The organism is Streptomyces sp. NPDC005799 (assembly GCF_040630525.1).
GTDB lineage: Bacteria > Actinomycetota > Actinomycetes > Streptomycetales > Streptomycetaceae > Streptomyces > Streptomyces griseorubiginosus_B.
Map to the genome: position 1 here is coordinate 1 of NZ_JBEXXQ010000043.1, position 22884 is coordinate 22884.

The window sequence follows — 22884 nt, forward strand, 5'->3', positions numbered from 1 at the left end:
TCGCCATGCTCCGCGACGGCACGTTCTTCGAACCTCAAGCCGTCCCCCAAGCCGCCTGAAACATCACCAATCAACCGCCCCGCCCCTTGACGAAAGAGATAGGGGCACCCCCCCGTTGGCGTCGTCGCGGTGTCGAAGTGCTGCTCATCCGGTCGAACGGCCCGCAGTCCCGCGCCGTGCCCCACCACCCGGAACCTCACCCGATCGCATGACTCGGCCACGCGGCATTGACGCCTCAGGCCGCCTTCCGGGCCTGCCCCCGATGCGCCCGGATGATGTCCGCGTACCGGTACCCGGTGCCCTTGATGGTCCGTTTCTGTGTCCGGTAGTCCACGTGCACCAGGCCGAACCGCTTGTCGTAGCCGTACGCCCACTCGAAGTTGTCCAGTAGCGACCACGCGAAATACCCGGCCAGCGGGGCCCCCTTGCGGACGGCGGACGCGCAGGCGGCGAGGTGGCGCACCAGGTAGTCCTGGCGTTCGGGGTCGTCGACGGTGCCGTCCGGGCGTACGACGTCCGGGTATGCGGAGCCGTTCTCGGTGACGTAGATCTTCCGTGCCCCGTACTCCTGCGTCAGGCGGAGCAGCAGCGTCTCGATACCGTGCGCGTCGATCTCCCAGTCCATGCCGGTGCGCGGGACGCCGATGCGGCGGACCGAGCGGACGTGCGGCGCGGGGGCCGAGGGGTCGTCGGCGACGGTGGCCGGCATGTAGTAGTTCAGGCCGTGCCAGTCGAGTGGGGCGGCGATCCTGGCCAGGTCGCCCGCCCGCTCGGGGAGGTCGACGCCGTACACCTCACGCATGTCGGCCGGGAAGCCCCGGCCGTACACCGGGTCCAGCCACCAGCGGTTGACGTGACCGTCCTGCCTGAGTGCGGCCCGTACGTCCTCGTCACGGTCGGTGGCGGCGTGCACCGTGGACAGGTTGGTGACGAGGCCGACCTCGGCGGACGGGGCTGCGGCGCGGATCGCCTCGACGGCGAGGCCATGGCCCAGCAGCAGGTGGTAGGAGGCCCGTACGGCGGCCGTGAGGTCGGTCAAGCCGGGGGCCATCCTGCCCTCCAGGTAGCCGATCCACGCCGAGCACAGCGGTTCGTTGAGGGTGGCCCAGTGGGTGACCCGGTCGCCGAGGCGGGCGGCGACGACGGAGGCGTACTCGGCGAACGCCACGGCTGTCTCCCGCTCCGGCCAGCCGCCCCGGTCCTGCAGGATCTGGGGCAGGTCCCAGTGGTAGAGGGTGACCGACGGGGTGATGCCCGCTTCCAGCAGGGCGTCGGTCAACTCGTCGTAGAAGGCCAGTCCCTTGGGGTTCGCAGGGCCGTCCCCGCCGGGCACCACCCTCGGCCAGGCGATCGACAACCGGTAGGCGTTCGTGCCGAGCTGGCGCATCAGGTCGATGTCCTCGCGCCAGCGGTGGTAGTGGTCGCACGCGATGTCTCCGTGGTCGTCGCCGTCGACCTTGCCGGGTGTGTGCGAGAAGGTGTCCCAGATCGACGGGGAGCGGCCGTCCTCGGCCGCGGCTCCCTCGATCTGGTACGCCGATGTGGCCGTTCCCCACAGGAAGTCGTGCGGGAAGGCGGCGAGGTCGATGCGGTCGGACACGTAAGTCCCTTCGGACGCAGGAGAATCGGTCACTTGACGGCCCCGGCCGTCAGCCCGGCGACGAGATAGCGCTGCAGCAGCAGGAAGCCGGCGACCACGGGCACGCTGACGACCAGCGAGGCGGCCATGATCTGGTTCCAGTACACGTTGTTGAGCGTGGAGTAGCCCTGGAGGCCGACGGCGAGGGTGCGGGTGGTGTCGTTGGTCATGACGGAGGCGAAGAGGACCTCGCCCCAGGCGGTCATGAAGGCGTAGACGGCGACCGCGACGATGCCGGGGATCGCGGCCGGGACCACCACCCGCAGCAGCGCGCCGAGCGGGCCGCAGCCGTCCACCAGGGCGGCCTCGTCCAGGTCCTTCGGCACGGAGTCGAAGTACCCGATCAGCATCCAGATCGAGAACGGGAGGGAGAAGGTGAGGTAGGTGAGGATCAGGCCGCCGCGGGAGCCGAACAGGGCGATGCCGGTGGCGTTGCCGATGTTGACGTACAGCAGGAACAGCGGGAGCAGGAAGAGGATGCCCGGGAACATCTGCGTGGACAGCACGGTGACCGTGAAGACGCGCTTGCCGCGGAAGCTGTAGCGGCTGACGGCGTACGCGGCGAACACCGCGATCACCACCGAGCAGACGGTCGCCGCACCCGCCACGATCAGCGAGTTCACGAAGTACCGCGCCAGCGGGACCGTCGACCAGATGTCGATGTACGGGCGGATCGTCAGACCGCTGGGCAGCCAGCGGAACTTGCCCGTGACGTCCGCGAGCGGCTTCAGTGAGCTGGAGACCATGACGTAGACCGGCACCAGGACGAAACCGCTGAGCAGGGTGAGGAAGACCCGGCGCGACCAGAGGAACGAACTCGGGGGCGCCATGGGGGATCTAGACATCGCCGGTCCTCCGTCCGCGCGAGGTGAGCGCCAGGTAGACGCCCGTGACGACCAGCAGGAACAGCAGCAGGAGCACGGACATGGCGGATCCGGTGCCGAAGTTCCAGGTGACGAAGGACGCTTGGTAGATGTGCACGGAGATGAGGTCAGCCGCCTGCGGGGCCGACTTGCCGAACAGGACGTAGGGGGTGTTGAAGTCGTTGAAGGTCCACAGGAACAGGACCAGGACCAGCACCTGGTTGACCGGGCGCAGGGACGGCAGGGTGATGCGGCGGATCTGCTGCCACATGCCGGCGCCGTCGAGGGCGGCGGCCTCGTACAACTCCCGTGGGATGTTCTGCAGTCCGGCCATGACGATGAGGAAGGCGAACGGCCAGCCCTTCCACACGGACACGGTCAGCAGGGCGTAGAAGCTGTTGTCGCCGATGAGCCAGAAGGACGGCTTGCCGGTGAGGTGCAGCTGGTCGTGCAGGACGTGGTTCACCAGGCCGTTGTCGTGCTGGAACATGAACACCCAGGTGATGACGGCCGCGTAGACCGGCAGGGCGTACGGCACGAGGAACAGCGCCCGCAGCAGGCCGCGGCCGGTGAAGGTGTCCTGCATGTAGACCGCCGCCGCCGTGCCGATCAGCCAGCACAGGCCCACCGAGAGCAGGGTGAAGGCCACGGTGACGAAGAAGGAGTGCAGCAGGGCCTGGCCGACCGGGGCGTCGAAGTCCACGGAGACCCGGTAGTTGGACAGGCCCGACCAGGGCGCGGTGCCCCAGTCACGGATGTAGAACTGGGTGAGTTCCTTGAAGCTCATCACGATGCCGATGACCATCGGCACCAGGTGGACGAGGAGTTCGAGGACCAGGGCGGGCAACAGGAGCAGGTACGGGAGCCCGGCGCGGCGGATCCGTCCGGTGCGGCGACGCGGTTCGCGCGCCGCCGCACCGGCCGAACTCCCCCTCAGTGGCTCCTTGAGGGCGGTGGTGGTCATCGGGCTCACTTCGCCGGCATCTGCTGCTGGGCCTTCTCCAGCGCGGACTTCACCGAGTCGGTGGTGATCGCGCGTCCGGCCGCCGCGTCGGCGAACAGGTCCTTGACCGCCGTACCGACCGCGGTCTCGAACTGCGACTCGTCGGCCACCTGCGGCAGCGCCGCGGCGCTCTTGGCGAGGGTGTCCTTCAGCACCGCGTTCGACGGGGAGTTGAAGGCGGCGTCCTCCTGCGCGGCCTTCACCGGCGGGATGGAGCTGTAGGCGGTGTTGAGGATCTTCTGTTCCGCGTCGCTGGTCATGAACTTCACGAACTTCGTGGCGCCGTCGAGGTTGTGGCTGTTCTTGAAGACGGCCAGGTTGATGCCGGCCACCATCGAGTTGACCTGGGTTCCGGTGCCCGGGGTGCCGGACTGCACAGGGACGGGGGCGATGCCGTACGCACTCGCGTCCATGCCCTGGGACTTGAGGTTGGCGGCGGCGGACTGCCACAGCAGCATGGCCTGCTTGCCCTTGGCGAAGTCGCTGACGGACTGGTTCTGCGCGTACTCGGCGTCGCCGGTCGGGATGACCTTGTCCTTGGCCATCAGGTCGACGTACTGCTTGACCGCCGTGACCACGCCGTCGCTGGTGAAGTCGGCCTTGCCGTCGGCGGTGAAGAAGTCCGCGCCGTGCTGCTTGGCGAAGACGAAGACGTGGTGGATGTTCTCCGACAGGTTCGAACCCTCCGCGCCCAGCGCGGACTTGCCCTTGGCCTGGATCTTCTTGCCGTCGGCGACCAGTTCCGCCCAGGTGGCCGGGGGCTTGGGTATGCCGGCGTCGGCGAAGATCTGCTTGTTGTAGTAGAGGGCGTAGGCCATCGAGTACAGCGGTACGGCGGCCGGGTCCTTGCCCTCGGCGCCCGTGGAGCCGAGCGCCGAGTCGACGAAGCGGTCCTTGCCGCCGATCTTGGCGAAGTTCTTCGCGTCCCAGGGCAGCAGCGCGCCGGTGGCCTGCAGGGAGGCGCTCCAGGTGTTGCCGATGTTCAGGACGTCGGGGCCCTGGCCGGAGGTGGTCGCGGTGAGGATCCGGTTCAGCAGGTCGGACCAGGGCACGACCTCCAGCTTCACCTTGATCCCGGTCTGCTTCTGGAACTTGTCGAGTTCGGGCTGCAGGACCTTCTTGTCGACGGCGATGCTCGCGCCCTGGTTGGAGGCCCAGTACGTGAGCGTCCTGGGCGAGTCGTCGGACCCGCTGCCACTGGACGAACCGCCTCCGCAGGCCGAGGCGGCAAGGGCGAGTGACAAGGTGACGGCGCCTACGGCCGCGGCTCGGATGCTGCGCATGGTTCCCGGTGTCCCTTCAGGGAATGCACTCATGGCTTAATTTAGGACGTGAGTTAAACCTCAAGGGATGCCCTCGTCAAGGGGTACGGCACGGCTTGCGGAACTCTGGTCGCACCTCTTGACGCGGTCGTTCGGGTAGTTGAAGCATTCACCGGCGAGAGAGCGCTCCCAGACCCCACCAGGTTCACTTCCTGAACAGGAGAGCCGCCCCATGCCCCTGCCCGCCATCGGCCGCAGAACCGTCCTCGGCGCCGCTGCCGCCACCGCCCCCGCGGTGCTCGGCCTGTCCGCACCCGCCTCGGCCGCCCCCAAGCCTCCCAGGAAGCCGCGCTTCCTCCCCGGCGGCGGAGACCTGGGCCCGAACGTCCTGGTCTTCGACCCGTCCACCCCCGGCATCCAGTCCCGGCTCGACGAGGTGTTCCGGCAGCAGGAGTCGGCGCAGTTCGGCACCGGCCGCTACGCCCTGCTGTTCAAGCCCGGCACCTACCACGGCCTCAACGCCCAACTCGGCTTCTACACCTCGATCGCCGGCCTCGGCCTGTCCCCCGACGACACCACCATCAACGGGGACGTCACGGTCGACGCCGGCTGGTTCAACGGCAACGCCACGCAGAACTTCTGGCGTTCGGCGGAGAACCTGGCGCTCGTCCCCGCGAACGGCACGAACCGGTGGGCCGTGGCTCAGGCGGCCCCCTTCCGCCGTATGCACGTCCGCGGCGGCCTCAACCTCTCCCCCACGGGCTACGGTTGGGCCAGCGGCGGCTACATCGCCGACAGCCGCGTCGACGGCCAGGTCGGGCCGTACTCGCAGCAGCAGTGGTACACCCGGGACAGCGCGATCGGCAGCTGGCTCAACGGTGTCTGGAACATGGTCTTCTCGGGCGTCGAGGGCGCCCCCGCGCAGAGCTTCCCGAACCCGCCGTACACGACGCTCGACACCACCCCGCTCTCCCGGGAGAAACCCTTCCTGTACGTCGACGGCTCGGAGTTCCGGGTCTTCCTGCCGGCCAAACGCACCAACGCCCGCGGTGTCACCTGGGGCAGCGGCACTCCGCGTGGCACGTCGCTGCCGTTGTCGCAGTTCTACGTGGCGAAGCCCGGCGTCTCCGCGGCGACCCTCAACCAGGCGCTCGCACAAGGACTGCACCTGCTGCTGACACCGGGCATCTACCACCTCGACCGGGCCGTCCAGGTGAACCGCGCCAACACCGTTGTCCTGGGCCTGGGGTACGCGACTCTCGTGCCGGACAACGGAGTCACGGCCCTGCGGGTCGCCGACGTCGACGGCGTGCGCCTGGCCGGCCTCCTGATCGACGCAGGGCCGGTCAACTCCGCGACGCTGCTGGAAGTCGGCCCCCGAGGCGCGTCCCGGGACCACTCCGCCAACCCGACCACCGTCCAGGACGTGTTCGTGCGTATCGGGGGCGCGGGCGCCGGCAAGGCCACCACCAGCATGGTCGTCAACAGCCGTCACACCATTGTCGACCACACCTGGGTCTGGCGCGCCGACCACGGCGACGGCGTCGGCTGGGACACCAACCGGGCGGACTACGGCATCGTCGTCAACGGCGACGACGTGCTGTGCACCGGCCTGTTCGTCGAGCACTTCAACAAGTACGACGTCCAGTGGTACGGCCGGCGCGGCCGGACCATCTTCTTCCAGAACGAGAAGGCGTACGACGCCCCGAACCAGGCCGCCGTCCAGAACGGCCCGGTGAGGGGCTACGCCGCCTACAAGGTCGGCGACGACGTCACCGAGCACGAGGGCTGGGGCCTGGGCAGCTACTGCTACTACAACGTCGACCCGGCGATCGTCCAGCACAGCGGCTTCGCCGCGCCGAACCGTCCCGGGGTGCGCTTCCACGACCTGCTGGTGGTCTCGCTGGGCGGCAACGGCCAGTACGAACACGTCATCAACGACACGGGCGCGCCGACGTCCGGTACCTCGACGACGCCGTCGACGGTGGTGTCGTACCCGTGAGCGAGAGGCGGCCCCGCCCGCGTACGGGAGGGGCCGCCCTGTCGGTCACCGGGCCGGCGTCACCGCCGGGGCCGGCGCGTAGCCCGTGGGGCGTGCCGTGAAGGTGCCCCGGCCCTGCGTCCGGCTGCGCAACCGCGTCGCGTAGCCGAAGAGTTCGGCCAGCGGCACGGTCGCCGTCACGACCGCCGAGCCACCGCGCACGGCCGAGCCCGACACGCGTCCACGGCGTGCGGCGAGGTCACCTAGGACGCCGCCGACGGCGTCCTCGGGCACGGTCACCGCGACCTCGACGACCGGCTCCAGCAGGAGCATCGAGCACGCGCGCAGTGCCTCGCGCAGGCCCAGCCTGCCCGCCGTGCGGAAGGCGGTGTCCGAGGAGTCCTTCACATGGGTCGCCCCGTCGGTCAGGGTGACCCGCAGCCCGGTCACCGGATGCCCTCCGAGCGGACCCTCCGCGAGGGCGTCCCGGCAGCCGGCCTCGACCGCCCGGACGTACTCCTGCGGCACCCGTCCGCCGACGATCGCCGACCGGAACTCGAACCCGTCCTGGAGCGGCTCGACATCGAGGACGACATGGGCGAACTGCCCCGCGCCACCGTCCTGTTTGACGTGCCGGAAGACGAACCCGGACACCCCGCGCCCGACCGTCTCACGGTGACTGGCCTTCGGACGACCGACGTTGACCTCAAGCCCCTGCGCCAGCCGGAGCTTCTCCACAGCGACCTCCAGGTGCAGTTCGCCCATGCCGGACAGGACGGTCTGACCGGTCTCGGGATCCGTCCGTACGACCAGTGACGGGTCCTCCTCGGCCAGCCGTGCCAACGCCGACGCCAGGCGGTCGGCATCCGTGGACCTGCGTGCCTCGACGGCCACCGAGACCACCGGCTCGGTGACGCCCGGGGGTTCGAGGACGAGCGGGGCGCCCGGGGCGCACAGCGTCGAACCGGCGCGGGCCGTCTTCAGCCCGATCACGGCGACGATGTCCCCGGCGACCGCGCGGTCCACGCGCGCGTGGCGGTCGGCCTGGACGCGCAGAATGCGCCCGACGCGTTCGGTGCGGCGCGTGCCCGCGTCCCACACGGTGTCTCCCTTCTCGATCGTTCCGGAGTAGACGCGCAGACAGGTGAGCCGTCCCGTCGGGGTGGCGTTCACCTTGAACACCAGGGCCGCGAACGGCGCCCGCGGATCGGCCGCGCGCTCCTGCGCCGTACCGTCGTGCGTGCCCCGTACGGCGGGCACGTCCAGCGGCGAGGGCAGGTATGCCACGACGGCGTCGAGCAGCGGTTCGATGCCTCGGTTGCGGTAGGCGGAGCCGCAGAGCACCACCACCGCGTCGCCGCTCCGGGTCAGGTCCCGCAGGGCTCCGGCCAGCGTCCCGGCCGACAGCGTCTCCCGCTCGACGAACTCCTCCAGTGCCCCCGGGTGCAGCTCGGCCACGGCCTCCTCCAGCAGTCGGCGCCGCCGCCGCGCCTCCTCGCGCAGGTCCTCGGGCACCGGCACGACCTGCGCCGTGTCGCCGCCGTCGGACCAGACGTGGGCGCGCAGGCGCAGCAGGTCGACCACGCCGGTGAAGCGGTCCTCGGTGCCGACCGGCAACTGGACGACCAACGGCGTCGGATGGAGCCGTTCGCGGATGGAGGCGACGGCGCTGTCGAGGTCGGCGCCCGCGCGGTCCATCTTGTTGACGAACGCGATCCTCGGCACACCGTGCCGGTCGGCCTGCCGCCACACCGACTCGCTCTGCGGCTCCACGCCGGCCACGGCGTCGAACACCGCGATCGCCCCGTCGAGCACCCGCAGGGAGCGCTCGACCTCGTCGGCGAAGTCCACGTGCCCCGGAGTGTCGATGAGGTTGATCCGGTGCCCGTCCCAGGCGCAGCTGACGGCCGCGGCGAAGATGGTGATGCCACGGTCGCGTTCCTGCGGGTCGAAGTCGGTGACGGTGGTGCCGTCATGGACCTCTCCCCGCCGGTGGATGGTGCCGGTGGCGTAGAGGATCCGCTCGGTCACGGTGGTCTTGCCCGCGTCGACGTGGGCGAGGATGCCGAGGTTGCGGACGGCGGTGAGAGGGTTGACGTTGGTGCGCACGGCCCGTTGGCCTTTCTGGTGTCCGGAAAAGGGCGGCGCGATTCCCGGACGGAACGTCAGACGTTCGTCACGGGCATCCGGTACCGGCCGCGCAGCGGGCACCGGACGGACGAGGACACCAGGATCACCTCGAACCGCGAGCGGGGAACGACGACAGCGGTGCGGTACTGCACGGCCGGTCTCCCCTCGTCGCTGGTCCTGCGCGTCCCTGCGACGCGCGGTGCGTGGCGAGTGTAGGGAACCAGGACACGGCCGGGCACGGGATTTTCCGGTGACCCGAAATGGCGATCACCCATCCGGGTGACTTGGGAACTTCTTTACCGGGCGGACGAGTTCATCTGTCGAACGGTTGGATGGGTGAGCGAAGGAGAGACGTCCGGATGGTGTTCAAACGGCTGCTGGGGGCCCTCGGGGTGGGCGGCCCCTCGGTGGACACGGTGCTGGACGGCGGGGCCGTGGCCCCCGGCGGGGTGCTGTCCGGGCAGGTGCACCTCCAGGGCGGTGACTCGGCAGTGGAGATCGAGCACATCGCCGTCGACCTGGTCGCCCGGGTGGAGGCCGAGCACGAGGAGGGCGAGAGCGAGGGCTTCGTCGCCTTCGAGCGGTACACGCTGGGCGGCGGGTTCCGGCTCGGCGAGCAGGAGCGGCGCAGTGTGCCGTTCGCGGTCACGCTGCCGTGGGAGACACCGATCAGCGAGCTGTACGGCCAACCGCTGGGCATCGTCCTCGGCGTGCGCACCGAGCTGGCGGTGGCCGGGGCGAGGGACAAGGGCGACCTCGACCCGCTGGCCGTCCGCCCACTGCCCGTACAGGAGGCGGTCCTGGAGGCGTTGGGACAGCTGGGCTTCGGGTTCCGGTCGGCCGATCTGGAGTACGGCCGCATCGGCGGTACGGGACAGCTGCTGCCGTTCTACCAGGAGATCGAACTGTCTCCCGCGCCGCAGTACGCGCACGCGGTGAACGAGCTCGAGGTGACCTTCCTGGCCGGCCCCTCGGGTGTGGAGGTCGTCCTGGAGGCGGACAAGCGCAGTGGGTTCCTCTCCGCCGGACATGACGCCCTGACCCGCTTCACCGTCGGTCACGAGGTGCCGGGGCGGGACTGGAACGCCGAGGTCGACGGCTGGATCCGCCAGCTGCTCGACCACCGCTCCGCATTCGGCGCGGACTCGGCGTACGGGCACGCGGACGCGTATGACGGCGGTCACGAGCACGGACACGGACGCGGTCATGGAAGCGGGTACGGACATGGTCATGGAGACGGGTACGGGCACGGCGGGCACGGCTCCGGACCGGGCGTCGGCACGGCGGTGGCCGCGGGCGCGGCGGGACTGGCGGTCGGTGTCGTCGGCGGCATGGTGGCGGCCGAAGTCGTGGACGAGATCGGGGACTTCTTCGAGGGAGAGGACGAGGAGGAGGACTGAACCCGCTGGTCCGGGGGGCCGCGTGAACATTCCGAGAACGGTCGGAACTTATCCCCCCGGCCGCTAGTTTCTACGTTGCTGTAGTAGCCGAAGAGGCACCGGGCGTACCGGGCCTCACCGAACGTCTGGAGTTCTCATGGCCCTGTGGGACCGCATCAAGGAATCCGCGTCGACGATGCAGACCCAGCTCGTGGCGAAGAAGAACGACCTGAAGAGCGGCGCCTTCCGTGACGCCAGCATGGCGATGTGCGCCCTGGTCGCCGCCGCCGACGGCACCATCGACCCGGCCGAGCGGCAGCGCGTGGCCCAGCTGATCGCCACCAACGAGGTCCTGCAGAACTTCCCCGCCGACGACCTGCGCCGCCGCTTCGAGGAGAACCTCGACAAGCTCACCGCGGACTTCGCCTTCGGCAAGGTCAGCGTCCTGCAGGAGATCGCCAAGGCGAAGAAGAAGCCCGCCGAGGCCCGTGCCGTCATCCAGATCGGCATCGTCATCGGTGGCGCCGACGGCGACTTCGACAAGACCGAGCAGGCCGTCGTACGGGAGGCCTGCTTCACCCTGGACCTGCCCCCGCACGAGTTCGACCTCTGATCCGGCCACGCGAGGGGCCCGGCCGACGGCATCCCGCCGGGCCGGGCCCCGCCGGTTCACGGCGGCCGGAAGCGGCGTCGGGCCCCGCTGGTTTGCAGTCGCCGTCTTTACTGCCGCCGTCTTTACTGCCGCCTTCTTTGCAGTCGCCTGATCGTCGGCTGGGAACTCCTGTCGGGGCACGCGCGTTGTCCTGATACCGACCGAACCATGAGGAGCCATCCCTTGTCCGCCACACCGACGGACTCCCCGGGGCACAGTCCCGGACCATCCCGCCGCACCGAGCCTGATCGCGGCACCCGGCGGGGTGGTGTTCGATGAGTGCCGCCACCGCCGTCCTGGGCCTGCTGGCCGTGTTCGTGCTGACGGCCGGGACCGGCTACTTCGTCGCGCAGGAGTTCGCCTACGTCTCGGCCGACCGCCTCGCCCTCGCCCGTGAGGCGGAGGCCGGTGACCGCGGTGCCGCCCGGGCGCTGAAGGTGCTGGAGCGGCTGTCGTTCATGCTCTCCGGTGCACAGCTGGGCATCACCGTGACCGGGCTGGTCGTCGGTTTCATCGCCGAGCCGTCCGTGTCCGCGCTGATCAGGCCCGCCCTGTCCGGCATCGGCGTACCGGACGCGGCGGTCACGGGCATCTCCGTGGTGCTCGCCTTCGTGGGTGCCACGGTCGTGCAGATGGTGCTCGGCGAGCTGGCCCCGAAGAACCTCGCGATCGCCGTGCCCGAGCGGCTGGCGAAGGCGCTGGCCTCCTCGACGCTGGCGTACCTGAAGGTCGTCGGTCCCGTGGTGCGCGTCTTCGACCAGGCGGCGAACCGGCTGCTGCGCAAGGCCCACATCGAACCGGTCGAGGAGCTGCATCACGGCGCCACCCTGGAGGAGCTCGGCCATCTGATCGGCGAGTCCCACGAGCAGGGGCAGCTGCCCAAGGACACCGCCGCGCTGCTGGATCACGCCCTTGAGTTCTCCGAGCGCACCCTGGACGAAGTGATGGTTCCGCGCGCGGACGCCGTCTTCGTCCGCAGGGACGCGAGCGCCGCCGAGGCGGTGGGCCTGATCGCCCGGCACGGCCACTCCAACTACCCCGTACTCGGTGATCACCCCGACGACGTCGCCGGTGTCCTCGGCGTACGCGAACTGATGCGGCTGCCCGCCGACCGGCCGGCCGGTACCACCGCGGGCACGGCCACCGCGGGCACGATCACAGCGGGTGTGCTCGCCCGGCGCCCGCTGCTGCTGCCCGACACCCTTCCGCTGCCGGACGCCGTGGAGCAGATGCGTCGGGCGGACGACGAGTTCGCCGTCGTCCTGGACGAGCACGGCGGGGTCGCGGGCATCGTCACCTACGAGGACATCGCCGAGGAACTGGTCGGCGACATCGCGGACGAGTCCGACCCGGTCACCGCGATCGCGGTGCCGGACGGCGACGGTTGGCTGGTCGACGCCGGACGGCGGCTCGACGAGGTGGCCGAGGCGACCGGCGTCGAGTTGCCCGAGGAGGACGACTTCGACACCGTGGCCGGGCTGATCGTGGACCGGCTGGGCCGCTTCCCGGCGATCGGCGACCGGCTCACCGTCGAACTGCCCGACGGCGGACGGGCCGTCCTTGAGGTACGGAGCCTGGACCGACACGTGCCGGAACGGGTGCGTCTGGAACGGGGCCGTATGGAGCAGATCCGTGTGGAGCGGCAGGCTCCGGCAGATGTCGTCGGCGGACGTGAGGAGGGGCAGGCATGAGTTTCCCGATGGCGCTCTTCGTCACGGTCCTGGTGCTGATCGGCAGCGGGTTCTTCGTCGCCGCCGAGTTCGCGCTGGTCGCGGCCAGGCGGCACCGCATGGAGAGGGCGGCGGCCACGGGACAGCGCGGTGCGCAGGCGGCCCTCTCCGGCATGCGGGAGCTGTCCCTGATGCTTGCGGGCGCCCAGCTCGGCATCACCGTCTGCACCCTGGGTCTGGGCTCCGTGTCCAAGCCCGCGATCTCGCACGCCCTCGACCCGCTGCTGCACGGCCTGGGGCTGCCCGGCGCGGTCAGCTACGGCATCGCGTTCGCCGTTGCCATGATCGTCGTGGTGTTCCTGCACATGGTGGTCGGCGAGATGGCTCCCAAGTCCTGGGCCATCGCCCACCCGGAGGACTCCGCGATGCTCCTGGCGCCGCCCTTCCGGGCGATGGTCAAGGCCGTACGTCCGCTGATCGTGCTGCTCAACACCGTCAGCAACGCGCTGGTACGGCTGTGCCGGGTCACTCCGCGTGAGGAGCTCGCCTCGGTCCACAACCGGGAGCAGCTCACCCATCTCGTCGTGGAGTCCGAGCGGCTGGGCCTGATCGGCAGGGAGGACTCCGAGCTGATCACGCGCTCGCTGACCGAGTCCGAGACACCGGTCGGCGACCTCCAGGTCCCCGCCGCGCGGATCACCTCGGTGGACGGCACGGCCGATGCCGAGGAGGTGCTCCGCGTGGCGGCCGGCAGTGACCGCACCCGGCTGCTGGTCCTCGACGGCGACACGGTCCTCGGCTCCGTCCACGCCCGCGACGCCCTGGTGGCCCGCGCGCGGGGCCGTGCCACGGACGCCCGTCACCTGGCCCGTCCGGTGCCCGAGCTGATCGTGGAGACGACGGTCGCCGACGCGATCGACGTCCTGCGCGACCGTCGTGCCTCCCTGGCGGCGATCCGCGACGAGAAGGGCCACCTGACCGGCATGGTCACCCTGGACGACCTGCTGTCCCGCTTCCTGCGGCAGCCGGCGCCCGCGGGGTCCGGCGACGCTCACGTCCGCGGTTGACCGGGGGGCCGTGAAACAGCTCGTGCGGGCCGAGACTGGGCTCGACCCGCACGAGGGAAATGCAGTGAGTGTCCGAGGGGGGACTTGAACCCCCACGCCCGATAAAGGGCACTAGCACCTCAAGCTAGCGCGTCTGCCATTCCGCCACCCGGACCAGGTGTCTGCCGCTTGACCGGAGGTGTTCCCCGGGGCGACACGCACAACAATACCAAGGTTTCGCAGTGGCCTTCACCTGCATATCCGTCCCGTGGGCCGGTCCCGCGGACCACGGTGACCGTCGGGTGATCGCCGGGCGGCGCCCCGGGGCGAGGACACCGGGGGCGCCGCCCGGCCGCCGGTCACGGCATGAGGTGGTAGTCCGGGAAGTTCCCGGGCAGCCGCTCCCCGGCCGGCCCCTGCGTCACGGCGCGCACCAGGAGCTCACCGCCGACGAACGCCCCACGCCAGGACGCCCCGAAACCGCCGAAGAGTTCGTCCCGGTCGCCTCGGGAGCGCGGTTTTCCGTGGCCGACCTTGAACGCGCGGATCTGCGGCGCCAGCCGGTCGAAGGTGGCCCGGTCGTCGGTGGAGAGGGTGGCCACCAGAGCACCGTTGGAGGCGTTCATCGCGGCCAGCAGCTCCGCCTCCGTGTCGACCAGGACGATGGTGTCGACCGGGCCGAACGGCTCCGCGTGGTGCAGCGGGGACGAGGGTGGCGGGTTCAGGAGGGTGACCGGCTGGACGTACGCCGAGGTGTCCTGGCCGGGCAGGAGGCGGGCGTCGGCCTCGCTGCCGCGGTGCAGCGGCACGGCGCCGCGGTCGATGGCCTCGGTGACCTGGTCACGCAGTTCCTTGGCCTTGGCGGCGTTGACGAGCGGGCCGAAGTCCAGCTCCGGGCAGGGGTCCTCGGGCCGCTCGACGGCGAGCGGGTGGCCGACCCTGATCGTACGGACCGCGGGCAGGTACGCCGCCAGGAAGTCGTCGAACAGCTGCCGCTGGACGACGAAGCGCGGGTACGCCGTGCAGCGCTGCTTGCCGTAGTCGAAGAGCTTCGGGATCACGGCCGCGAGCGCGTCCCAGTCCGAGTGGTTCCAGATGCCCCAGGTGTTGAGTCCCTCCTGTTCGAGTACGTGCCGCTTGCCGAGGTCGGCGACGGCCGTGGCCACCGCCGCACCGGTGTCGCGGCCGCCGACGAAGGAGACGCAGCCGATCTCGGGCGCCCGTACGAGCGCCTGGGACAGCTCGCTCCCGCTGCCGCTGACGAGGGTGGCGGGAATCCCCTCGCGGGCGGCGAGCGCGCAGGCCAGGGTGAGACAGGCGAGGCCGCCGTCGGTCGGGGTCTTGGCGATCACCGCGTTGCCCGCCAGTGCCTGGACCAGCATGGCGTGAACGAGCACGCTCATCGGATAGTTCCAGCTCGCGATGTTGGATACCGGGCCGTCCAGCGGGGCCCGGCCGGCCAGCATCGGCTCGATGCCGTCGACGTACCAGCGCACGCCGTCGATCGCGCGGTCGACGTCGGCCTGGGCGAGCCGCCAGGGCTTGCCGATCTCCCAGACGAGCAGCAGGGCGAGCAGTTCGCGGTGTTCGGTGAGGGCGTCGAGGGTGGCCGCGACGCGGGCGCGGCGTTCGTCGAGGGGGACGTACCGCCAGGCCCGGTGTTCGTCGAGCGCCGCGCGCACGGCCCGGTGGGCGGTGTCGCCGTCCAGGCGGGGCGGGCCCGCGATGGGGCTGCCGTCGACGGGGCTGGTGGCGGGCAGCGCCCGGCCGTCGGCCTGCCAGGTGGCGTTCCAGAGGTTGAGGACGCGGTCGTCCCGGAAGGCCTCGGGGGCCACGGCCAGACAGCGTTGCCAGGCGTCGGTCCAGGACGTGCCTGATTTGAGGGTGAGGGTGGTTGCCATCGGGTTGCTCCGCTCTCGGTGCACAGTCGGGGGCGGGGATGCGTGGCTCAGCTCAACTATGACGGACCGGGGGCAGGTCTTCGAGGCGGGCGAGGACGAGTTTCGCCGTCTCGGTCGGCGTGCTTCCCACACCGACCCCGACCGCCTCCAGCGCCTCCTTCTTCGCCCGCGCGGTGCCGGAGGAGCCGGACACGATGGCTCCCGCGTGCCCCATCGTCCTGCCCTCGGGGGCGGTGAACCCGGCGATGTAGCCGACGACGGGCTTGGTGACGTGTTCGCGGATGTACGCGGCCGCGCGTTCCTCCGCGTCGCCGCCGATCTCGCCGATGAGCACGACGAGTTCGGTGTCGGGGTCGTCCTGGAAGGCGGCGAGGCAGTCGATGTGTGTCGTGCCCACCACCGGGTCGCCGCCGATGCCGACGCAGGTCGAGAAGCCGATGTCCCGGAGTTCGTACATGAGTTGGTAGGTCAGCGTGCCGGACTTGGAGACCAGGCCGATGCGGCCGGGTTTGGTGATGTCGGACGGGATGATGCCCGCGTTGGACTGGCCCGGCGTGATCAGGCCGGGGCAGTTGGGGCCGATGATCCGCGTGCCCTTCGACCTCGCGTACGCGGTGAAGGCGACGCAGTCGTGGACCGGGATGCCCTCGGTGATGACGACCGCGAGGCCGATGCCCGCGTCGGCGGCCTCGACGACGGCCGCTTCGGCGAAGGCCGGCGGGACGAACACGACGGTGACGTCGGCGCCGGTGGCGTGGACGCCCTCGGCGACGGAGCCGTAGACGGGGACGGCCCGCTCGTCGAAGTCGACGGTGCGGCCCGCCTTGCGGGGGTTGACGCCGCCGACGACGTTCGTGCCGGCGGCGAGCATGCGCCGGGTGTGCTTCATGCCTTCGCCGCCGGTCATGCCCTGGACGAGGACCTTGCTCTCCTTGGTGAGGTAGATGGCCATGTCGGGCTCCTTCAGCCGGCGGTGGCGAGTAGGGCGGCACGACGCGCGGCGCCGTCCATGGTGGTTGCCTGCTGCACCAGAGGATGCGGGCGTTCGTCGAGGATGGCTCGGCCCCGGGTCGCGTTGTTGCCGTCGAGCCGCACGATCAGCGGCTTGGTCAACCGCACGCTGTCCAGGGCCTGTACGATCCCGTCCGCCACCGCGTCGCAGGCGGTGATGCCGCCGAAGACGTTGACGAAGACCGACTTCACGTCCGGGTCCGAAAGGATCACGGACAGACCGTCGGCCATGGTTCCGGCGGACGCCCCGCCGCCGATGTCGAGGAAGTTGGCGGGCCGGGCACCGCACCCGGCGACCACGTCGAGGGTCGACATGACAAGCCCCGCCCCGTTGCCGATGACGCCGACCTCGCCGTCGAGCTTGACGTAGTTGAGGCCCTTCGCGGCGGCCGCCGCCTCCAGCGCGTCCCCGTGCTCCACGTCCCCGGCGCCCCAACGGGAGTGCCGGAAACGGGCGTTGTCGTCGAGCGTGACCTTGCCGTCGAGGGCGAGGATCTGCCCCTGCGTGGTGCGCACGAGCGGGTTCACCTCGACGAGCAGCGCGTCCTCGCGGACGAGCACCTCCCACAGCCGTACGAGGACGTCGACCGTCTGCGGCGGCAGCCCCGCCGCCTCGGCGATCTCGCTCGCCTTCGCCGAGGTGACGCCCTCGGCCGGGTCGACGGGAATGCGGGCGACGGCCTCCGGGCGACTGGCCGCGACCTCCTCGATCTCCATGCCGCCCTCGGCGGAGGCGATGGCGAGGAAGCCGCCCGCCGCGCGGTCGAGGACGTACGAGACGTAGAACTCACTGTCGATGTCCACGGGTTGGGCCAGCATCACCGTGCCGACGGTGTGGCCCTTGATGTCCATTCCGAGGATCTGACGTGCGGTCAACTCCGCCGCGGCCGGGTCCGCGGCGAACCTCACCCCGCCCGCCTTGCCGCGCCCACCCGCCTTCACCTGCGCTTTGACCACCACCCGGCCACCGAGCCTGCACGCGATCTCGCGGGCCTGTTTGGGCGAGTCGGTGACCTCGGCCCTTGGCACCACGATGCCGTGTTCCTCGAAGAGTTCCCTTGCCTGGTGCTCGAACAGGTCCATTCCGGCTCCTGACTCAAAAGTGCCGCACGCCCCCTGGACACCACCCACCGGATGCGGGATAACAAGGTTCATACAGTATTCGTCGACTGTATGCAATGTACCGTGAGAGCCTTCCAACCCCCTACGAAGGGACAGGACTTCGCCATGCCCGACGACACCCAGGACGTGGTTTCCGGCGGTCACCTCGTCGCCAAGGCCCTCAAGGCCGAGGGGGTCGACCGCATCTACACGTTGTGCGGCGGCCACATCATCGACATCTACGACGGCTGCGTCGACGAGGGCATCGAGGTCGTCGACGTCCGCCACGAGCAGGTCGCCGCCCACGCCGCCGACGGTTACGCCCGCATCACGGGCAGGCCCGGCTGCGCCGTCGTCACCGCCGGTCCGGGCACGACCGACGCCGTCACCGGTGTCGCCAACGCCTTCCGCGCGGAGTCCCCCATGCTGCTGATCGGCGGTCAGGGGGCCCTCGCGCAGCACAAGATGGGGTCACTGCAGGACCTGCCGCACGTCGACATGATGACGCCGATCACCAAGTTCGCGGCGGCGGTGCCGGACACGGCCCGCGCGGCGGACATGGTGTCGATGGCCTTCCGCGAGTGCTACCACGGCGCGCCCGGCCCCTCCTTCCTGGAGATCCCGCGCGATGTCCTCGACGCCAAGGTGCCGGTGTCGAGGGCACGCGTGCCGAAGGCCGGTGCCTACCGGGCCTCGACGCGCTCGGCAGGTGATCCCGAGGCGATCGAGAAGCTCGCGGACCTGCTGGTGCACGCCGAGAAGCCGGCCATCCTGCTGGGCAGCCAGGTGTGGACGACCCGCGGCACCGAGGCCGCCGTCGAGCTGGTGCGGACCCTCAACATCCCGGCGTACATGAACGGCGCCGGCCGCGGCACCCTCCCGCCGGGCGACCCGCACCACTTCCAGCTCTCGCGCCGCTACGCGTTCTCGGGCGCGGACGTCATCGTGGTCGTCGGTACGCCCTTCGACTTCCGCATGGGCTACGGCAAGCGGCTCTCGCCGGACGCGACCGTCGTGCAGATCGACCTCGACTACCGCACGGTCGGCAAGAACCGCGACATCGACCTCGGGATCGTCGGTGACGCGGGCCTGGTGCTGAAGTCGGTGACCGAGGCCGCCTCCGGACACGCCTTTCATGGATACAGCAACGGGGGCGCCGCCAAGCGCAAGGAGTGGCTCGACGAGCTGCGCGCCGCCGAGCAGACCGCACTCGAGAAGCGGCTGCCGAGCCTGAGGTCGGGCGCCTCTCCGATCCACCCCTACCGCCTGGTCAGCGAGATCAACGACTTCCTCACCAAGGACTCGATCTACATCGGCGACGGCGGCGACATCGTCACCTTCTCCGGGCAGGTCGTGCAGCCCAAGTCACCGGGCCACTGGATGGATCCGGGGCCGCTGGGCACCCTCGGCGTCGGCATCCCCTTCGTGCTCGCGGCCAAGCAGGCGCGGCCCGACAAGGAAGTGGTGGCCCTCTTCGGTGACGGCGCCTTCTCCCTCACCGGCTGGGACTTCGAGACCCTCGTCCGCTACGACCTCCCCTTCGTCGGCATCGTCGGCAACAACTCCTCGATGAACCAGATCCGTTACGGCCAGGCCCAGAAGTACGGCCTGGAGCGCGAGCGGGTCGGCAACACCCTCGGCGACGTCCCCTACGACAAGTTCGCCCAGATGCTGGGCGGTCACGGCGAGGAGGTCCGCGACCCCGCCGACATCGGCCCCGCCCTGCGCCGCGCCCGTGAGTCGGGCAAGCCGTCGCTGATCAACGTCTGGGTCGACCCGGACGCGTACGCCCCCGGAACCATGAACCAGACGATGTACAAGTGAGGTGAACGCCCGTGACCACCAAGGCACTTGAGGGCATCCGGGTCCTCGACATGACCCACGTCCAGTCCGGGCCCTCCGCGACCCAGCTGCTGGCCTGGCTCGGCGCCGACGTCGTCAAGCTGGAGGCGCCAAGCGGTGACATCACCCGCAAGCAACTGCGCGATCTGCCGGACGTCGACTCCCTCTACTTCACGATGCTCAACTGCAACAAGCGGAGCATCACCCTCAACACCAAGACCGAGCGCGGCAAGGAGATCCTCACCGAGCTGATCCGGCGCTCGGACGTCATGGTCGAGAACTTCGGACCGGGCGCGGTCGACCGCATGGGCTTCACCTGGGACCGCATCCAGGAGATCAATCCGCGGATCGTCTATGCCTCCATCAAGGGGTTCGGTGACGGCCCGTACACCAACTTCAAGGCGTACGAGGTCGTCGCGCAGGCCATGGGCGGGTCGATGTCGACCACCGGTTTCGAGGACGGGCCACCGCTGGCGACGGGGGCCCAGATCGGGGACTCGGGCACGGGTGTCCACGCCGTTGCGGGGATACTCGCGGCGCTGTTCCAGCGCGAGCACACCGGGCGCGGTCAGCGGGTGAACGTGGCCATGCAGCACGCCGTGCTCAACCTCTGCCGGGTGAAGCTGCGCGATCAGCAGCGCCTGGCCCACGGCCCGCTCGCTGAATATCCCAACGACGACTTCGGCACCGAAGTTCCCCGCTCGGGAAACGCCTCCGGCGGCGGTCAGCCCGGCTGGGCGGTCAAATGCGCGCCGGGCGGCCCGAACGACTACGTCTACGTCATCGTGCAGCCCGTCGGCTGGCAGCCGATCAGCGAACTCATCGGCCGGCCGGAGCTGGCGGACGACCCCGAGTGGTCGACCCCTCAGGCCCGTCTGCCCAAGCTCAACAAGATGTTCCAGCTGATCGAGGAGTGGTCCTCGACGCTGCCCAAGTGGGAGGTACTGGAGCGGCTCAACGCCCACAACATCCCGTGCGGGCCGATCCTGTCCACGAAGGAGATCATCGAGGACGACTCGCTGGTCGCCAACGAGATGGTGGTCACCGTCCCGCACCCCGAGCGCGGCGCGTTCACCACCGTGGGCAGCCCGCTGAAGCTGTCCGACTCCCCCGTCGAGGTGACCGGTTCACCGTTGCTCGGCGAGCACAACGAAGAGGTCTACGTCGGCGAGCTCGGCCTCGGCGACGAGGAACTGCGCCTGCTCAAGTCGAACGGAGTGATCTGACGTGATGGCGGAAGACCGGGAGCTGCGGGTGCGCGCGCTCCTCGACACCGTGCGCGCCGAGGGGCGGACCGCGCTGACCGCGCCCGAGGGCAAGGTGATCGCCGACGCGTACGGGATCGCCGTACCGGGCGAGGAGCTGGCCACCGACGTGGACGAGGCGGTCGCGTACGCGGCGCGTTTCGCCGGGCCCGTGGTGATGAAGATCGTCTCGCCGGACATCCTCCACAAGACCGACGCCGGCGGTGTGGTCGTCGGCGTCGAGGGCGCCGGGGACGTACGGGCGGCGTTCCACGAGATCATCGACAACGCGCGCGCGTACGACGCGAACGCGCGGATCGAGGGTGTGCAGGTCCAGGAACTGCTGCCCAAGGGGCAGGAGGTCATCGTCGGCGCGGTGACGGATCCGACCTTCGGAAAGGTCGTCGCCTTCGGGCTCGGCGGCGTTCTCGTCGAGGTCCTCAAGGACGTCACGTTCAGGCTGGCGCCGGTGAGTGCCGACGAGGCGCTGTCCATGCTGGACTCGATCCGGTCCGCGGAGATCCTGCGCGGGGTGCGCGGTCGGGCGGGCGCCGACCGGTGGGCCATCGCGGAGCAGATCCGGCGGGTGTCCCAACTGGTCGCGGACTTCCCGGAGATCGCGGAGGTCGACCTCAACCCGGTGATCGCGACTCCGGAGGGCGCGGTCGCCGCCGACATCCGGGTGATCCTCGCGGAGAAGCAGCCGCCACCGCGCAGGAGCTACGCGCGCGAGGAGATCCTCACCTCCATGCGCCGGCTGATGCAGCCGTCCTCGGTCGCCGTGATCGGTGCCTCCAACGAGCAGGGCAAGATCGGTAATTCGGTCATGCGCAACCTCGTCGACGGCGGCTTCGCCGGGGAGATCCATCCGGTGAACCCCAAGGCCGATGACATCCTGGGCCGCAAGGCGTACAAGAGTGTCACCGACGTTCCCGGTGAGGTGGATGTGGCGGTCTTCGCGATCCCCGCCAAGTTCGTGGCCTCGGCCCTGGAGGAGGTGGGACGCAAGAAGATCCCCAACGCCGTGCTGATCCCCTCCGGCTTCGCGGAGACCGGCGAGCACGAACTCCAGGCGGAGATCGTGTCGATCGCCGAGCGGCACGGCGTCCGCCTCCTCGGCCCCAACATCTACGGCTACTACTCGACCTGGCAGGACCTGTGCGCCACGTTCTGCACACCGTACGACGTCAAGGGCCCGGTGGCGCTGACCTCCCAGTCCGGGGGCATCGGCATGGCCATCCTGGGCTTCGCCCGCACCACGAAGACGGGTGTGTCGGCCATCGTGGGCCTCGGCAACAAGTCCGACCTGGACGAGGACGACCTGCTGACGTGGTTCGGCGAGGACCCGCACACCGAGTGCATCGCGATGCACCTGGAGGACCTCAAGGACGGCCGCGCCTTCGTGGAGGCCGCGCGGGCGACCGTACCGAGGAAGCCGGTCGTGGTCCTGAAGGCGGGCCGTACGGCGGCGGGCGCGAAGGCGGCCGGGTCGCACACCGGGGCCCTCGCGGGCGACGACGCCGTGTACGACGACATCCTGCGGCAGGCCGGCGTGATCCGGGCGCCCGGGCTGAACGACATGCTCGAGTACGCGCGCGCGTTGCCGGTGCTTCCCACTCCCCGGGGCGACAACGTCGTGATCATCACCGGGGCCGGCGGCAGCGGTGTGCTGCTGTCCGACGCGGTGACCGACAACGGCCTGTCCCTGATGGAGATCCCGCCGGACCTGGACGAGGCCTTCAGGATGTTCATCCCGCCGTTCGGCGCCGCGGGCAACCCGGTCGACATCACGGGCGGCGAACCGCCGTCGACGTACGAGGCGACGATCCGGCTCGGCCTGGAGGATCCGCGCATCCACGCGCTGGTCCTCGGCTACTGGCACACGATCGTCACTCCCCCGATGGTCTTCGCGGAGCTCACCGCGCGCGTGGTGGCCGAGTTCCGCGAGCGCGGGATCGTCAAGCCCGTGGTGGCCTCCCTCGCGGGTGACGTCGAGGTCGAGGAGGCCTGCCAGTACCTCTACGAGCGCGGGGTCGTGGCGTACCCGTACACGACCGAGAAGCCGGTGGCCGTGCTCGGGGCGAAGTACCGCTGGGCCCGGGCCGCGGGTTTGCTGGGGGGCGGTTCATGAGGTGACCCACGCGCGGGGCCGGCCGACAG

At 70.2% G+C, this 22884-nt stretch carries 16 protein-coding genes and 1 tRNA gene; 8 read left to right on the forward strand and 9 right to left on the reverse strand.

Going from position 1 to position 22884, the window contains the following annotated elements; translation table 11 throughout:
• Positions 1–235 precede the first annotated feature (235 nt).
• The 4 genes from ABZ453_RS34590 to ABZ453_RS34605 are packed head-to-tail and all read right to left on the reverse strand — an operon-like array spanning position 236 to position 4788.
• Positions 236–1600, reverse strand: coding sequence for a GH1 family beta-glucosidase (locus ABZ453_RS34590; RefSeq protein ID WP_359021287.1), 1365 nt, complete (start codon positions 1598–1600; stop codon positions 236–238).
• A gap of 29 nt (positions 1601–1629) precedes the next feature.
• Positions 1630–2469 (reverse strand): carbohydrate ABC transporter permease, encoded by an 840-nt coding sequence (locus tag ABZ453_RS34595; RefSeq protein WP_359021405.1) that lies wholly within the window; start codon positions 2467–2469, stop codon positions 1630–1632.
• A gap of 7 nt (positions 2470–2476) precedes the next feature.
• Positions 2477–3466: a sugar ABC transporter permease gene (locus ABZ453_RS34600; RefSeq protein ID WP_359021290.1), complete on the reverse strand. Its 990-nt coding sequence runs from the start codon at positions 3464–3466 to the stop codon at positions 2477–2479.
• Positions 3467–3471: 5 nt separating this feature from the next.
• A complete protein-coding gene (locus ABZ453_RS34605) occupies positions 3472–4788 on the reverse strand; it encodes a sugar ABC transporter substrate-binding protein (RefSeq protein WP_359021292.1) in 1317 nt (438 codons plus the stop codon).
• A 211-nt stretch (positions 4789–4999) separates the two neighbouring features.
• On the opposite strand from ABZ453_RS34605, the gene ABZ453_RS34610 reads away from it, so the two are divergent.
• On the forward strand, positions 5000–6769 hold the full coding sequence (locus ABZ453_RS34610; RefSeq protein ID WP_359021294.1) for a coagulation factor 5/8 type domain-containing protein: 1770 nt from the start codon (positions 5000–5002) through the stop codon (positions 6767–6769).
• 45 nt (positions 6770–6814) lie between these two features.
• Here ABZ453_RS34610 and fusA read toward each other — a convergent pair whose 3' ends face one another.
• Positions 6815–8857, reverse strand: a complete 2043-nt coding sequence (gene fusA, locus ABZ453_RS34615; RefSeq protein ID WP_359021296.1) for an elongation factor G — start codon at positions 8855–8857, stop codon at positions 6815–6817.
• A 380-nt stretch (positions 8858–9237) separates the two neighbouring features.
• Between fusA and ABZ453_RS34620 the strand changes: the two genes are divergently transcribed.
• From ABZ453_RS34620 to ABZ453_RS34635, 4 genes are all read left to right on the forward strand, one after another.
• Positions 9238–10278, forward strand: a complete 1041-nt coding sequence (locus ABZ453_RS34620; protein WP_359021298.1) for a sporulation protein — start codon at positions 9238–9240, stop codon at positions 10276–10278.
• Positions 10279–10414: 136 nt separating this feature from the next.
• Positions 10415–10870 carry a TerB family tellurite resistance protein gene (locus ABZ453_RS34625; RefSeq protein ID WP_133041939.1) on the forward strand — a complete coding sequence of 152 codons (456 nt, stop codon included), beginning with the start codon at positions 10415–10417 and terminating at the stop codon, positions 10868–10870.
• Between the two features lie 314 nt (positions 10871–11184).
• Positions 11185–12600 carry a hemolysin family protein gene (locus ABZ453_RS34630; protein WP_359021300.1) on the forward strand — a complete coding sequence of 472 codons (1416 nt, stop codon included), beginning with the start codon at positions 11185–11187 and terminating at the stop codon, positions 12598–12600.
• On the forward strand, positions 12597–13646 hold the full coding sequence (locus ABZ453_RS34635; protein WP_359021302.1) for a hemolysin family protein: 1050 nt from the start codon (positions 12597–12599) through the stop codon (positions 13644–13646). The genes ABZ453_RS34630 and ABZ453_RS34635 overlap by 4 nt, the downstream gene beginning before the upstream one ends.
• 69 nt (positions 13647–13715) lie before the next feature.
• Here the strand turns inward: ABZ453_RS34635 and ABZ453_RS34640 are convergent.
• From ABZ453_RS34640 to sucC, 4 genes are all read right to left on the reverse strand, one after another.
• Positions 13716–13800: transfer RNA gene (locus ABZ453_RS34640), tRNA-Leu, on the reverse strand.
• Between the two features lie 184 nt (positions 13801–13984).
• Positions 13985–15526: an aldehyde dehydrogenase family protein gene (locus ABZ453_RS34645; protein ID WP_359021303.1), complete on the reverse strand. Its 1542-nt coding sequence runs from the start codon at positions 15524–15526 to the stop codon at positions 13985–13987.
• Positions 15527–15578: 52 nt separating this feature from the next.
• Positions 15579–16478, reverse strand: a complete 900-nt coding sequence (sucD, locus tag ABZ453_RS34650; RefSeq protein ID WP_359021305.1) for a succinate--CoA ligase subunit alpha — start codon at positions 16476–16478, stop codon at positions 15579–15581.
• An 11-nt stretch (positions 16479–16489) separates the two neighbouring features.
• Complete coding sequence (gene sucC / locus ABZ453_RS34655; RefSeq protein WP_359021307.1) at positions 16490–17620, reverse strand: ADP-forming succinate--CoA ligase subunit beta; 1131 nt, start codon at positions 17618–17620, stop codon at positions 16490–16492.
• Positions 17621–17764: 144 nt separating this feature from the next.
• Here sucC and ABZ453_RS34660 point away from each other — a divergent pair, with 144 nt between their 5' ends.
• The 3 genes from ABZ453_RS34660 to ABZ453_RS34670 are packed head-to-tail and all read left to right on the forward strand — an operon-like array spanning position 17765 to position 22855.
• Positions 17765–19462 (forward strand): thiamine pyrophosphate-binding protein, encoded by a 1698-nt coding sequence (locus tag ABZ453_RS34660; protein ID WP_359021309.1) that lies wholly within the window; start codon positions 17765–17767, stop codon positions 19460–19462.
• An 11-nt stretch (positions 19463–19473) separates the two neighbouring features.
• Positions 19474–20706, forward strand: coding sequence for a formyl-CoA transferase (gene frc / locus ABZ453_RS34665; RefSeq protein WP_359021311.1), 1233 nt, complete (start codon positions 19474–19476; stop codon positions 20704–20706).
• Between the two features lie 4 nt (positions 20707–20710).
• Positions 20711–22855, forward strand: a complete 2145-nt coding sequence (locus ABZ453_RS34670) for an acetate--CoA ligase family protein (RefSeq protein ID WP_359021407.1) — start codon at positions 20711–20713, stop codon at positions 22853–22855.
• The last annotated feature ends 29 nt before the right edge of the window (positions 22856–22884 follow it).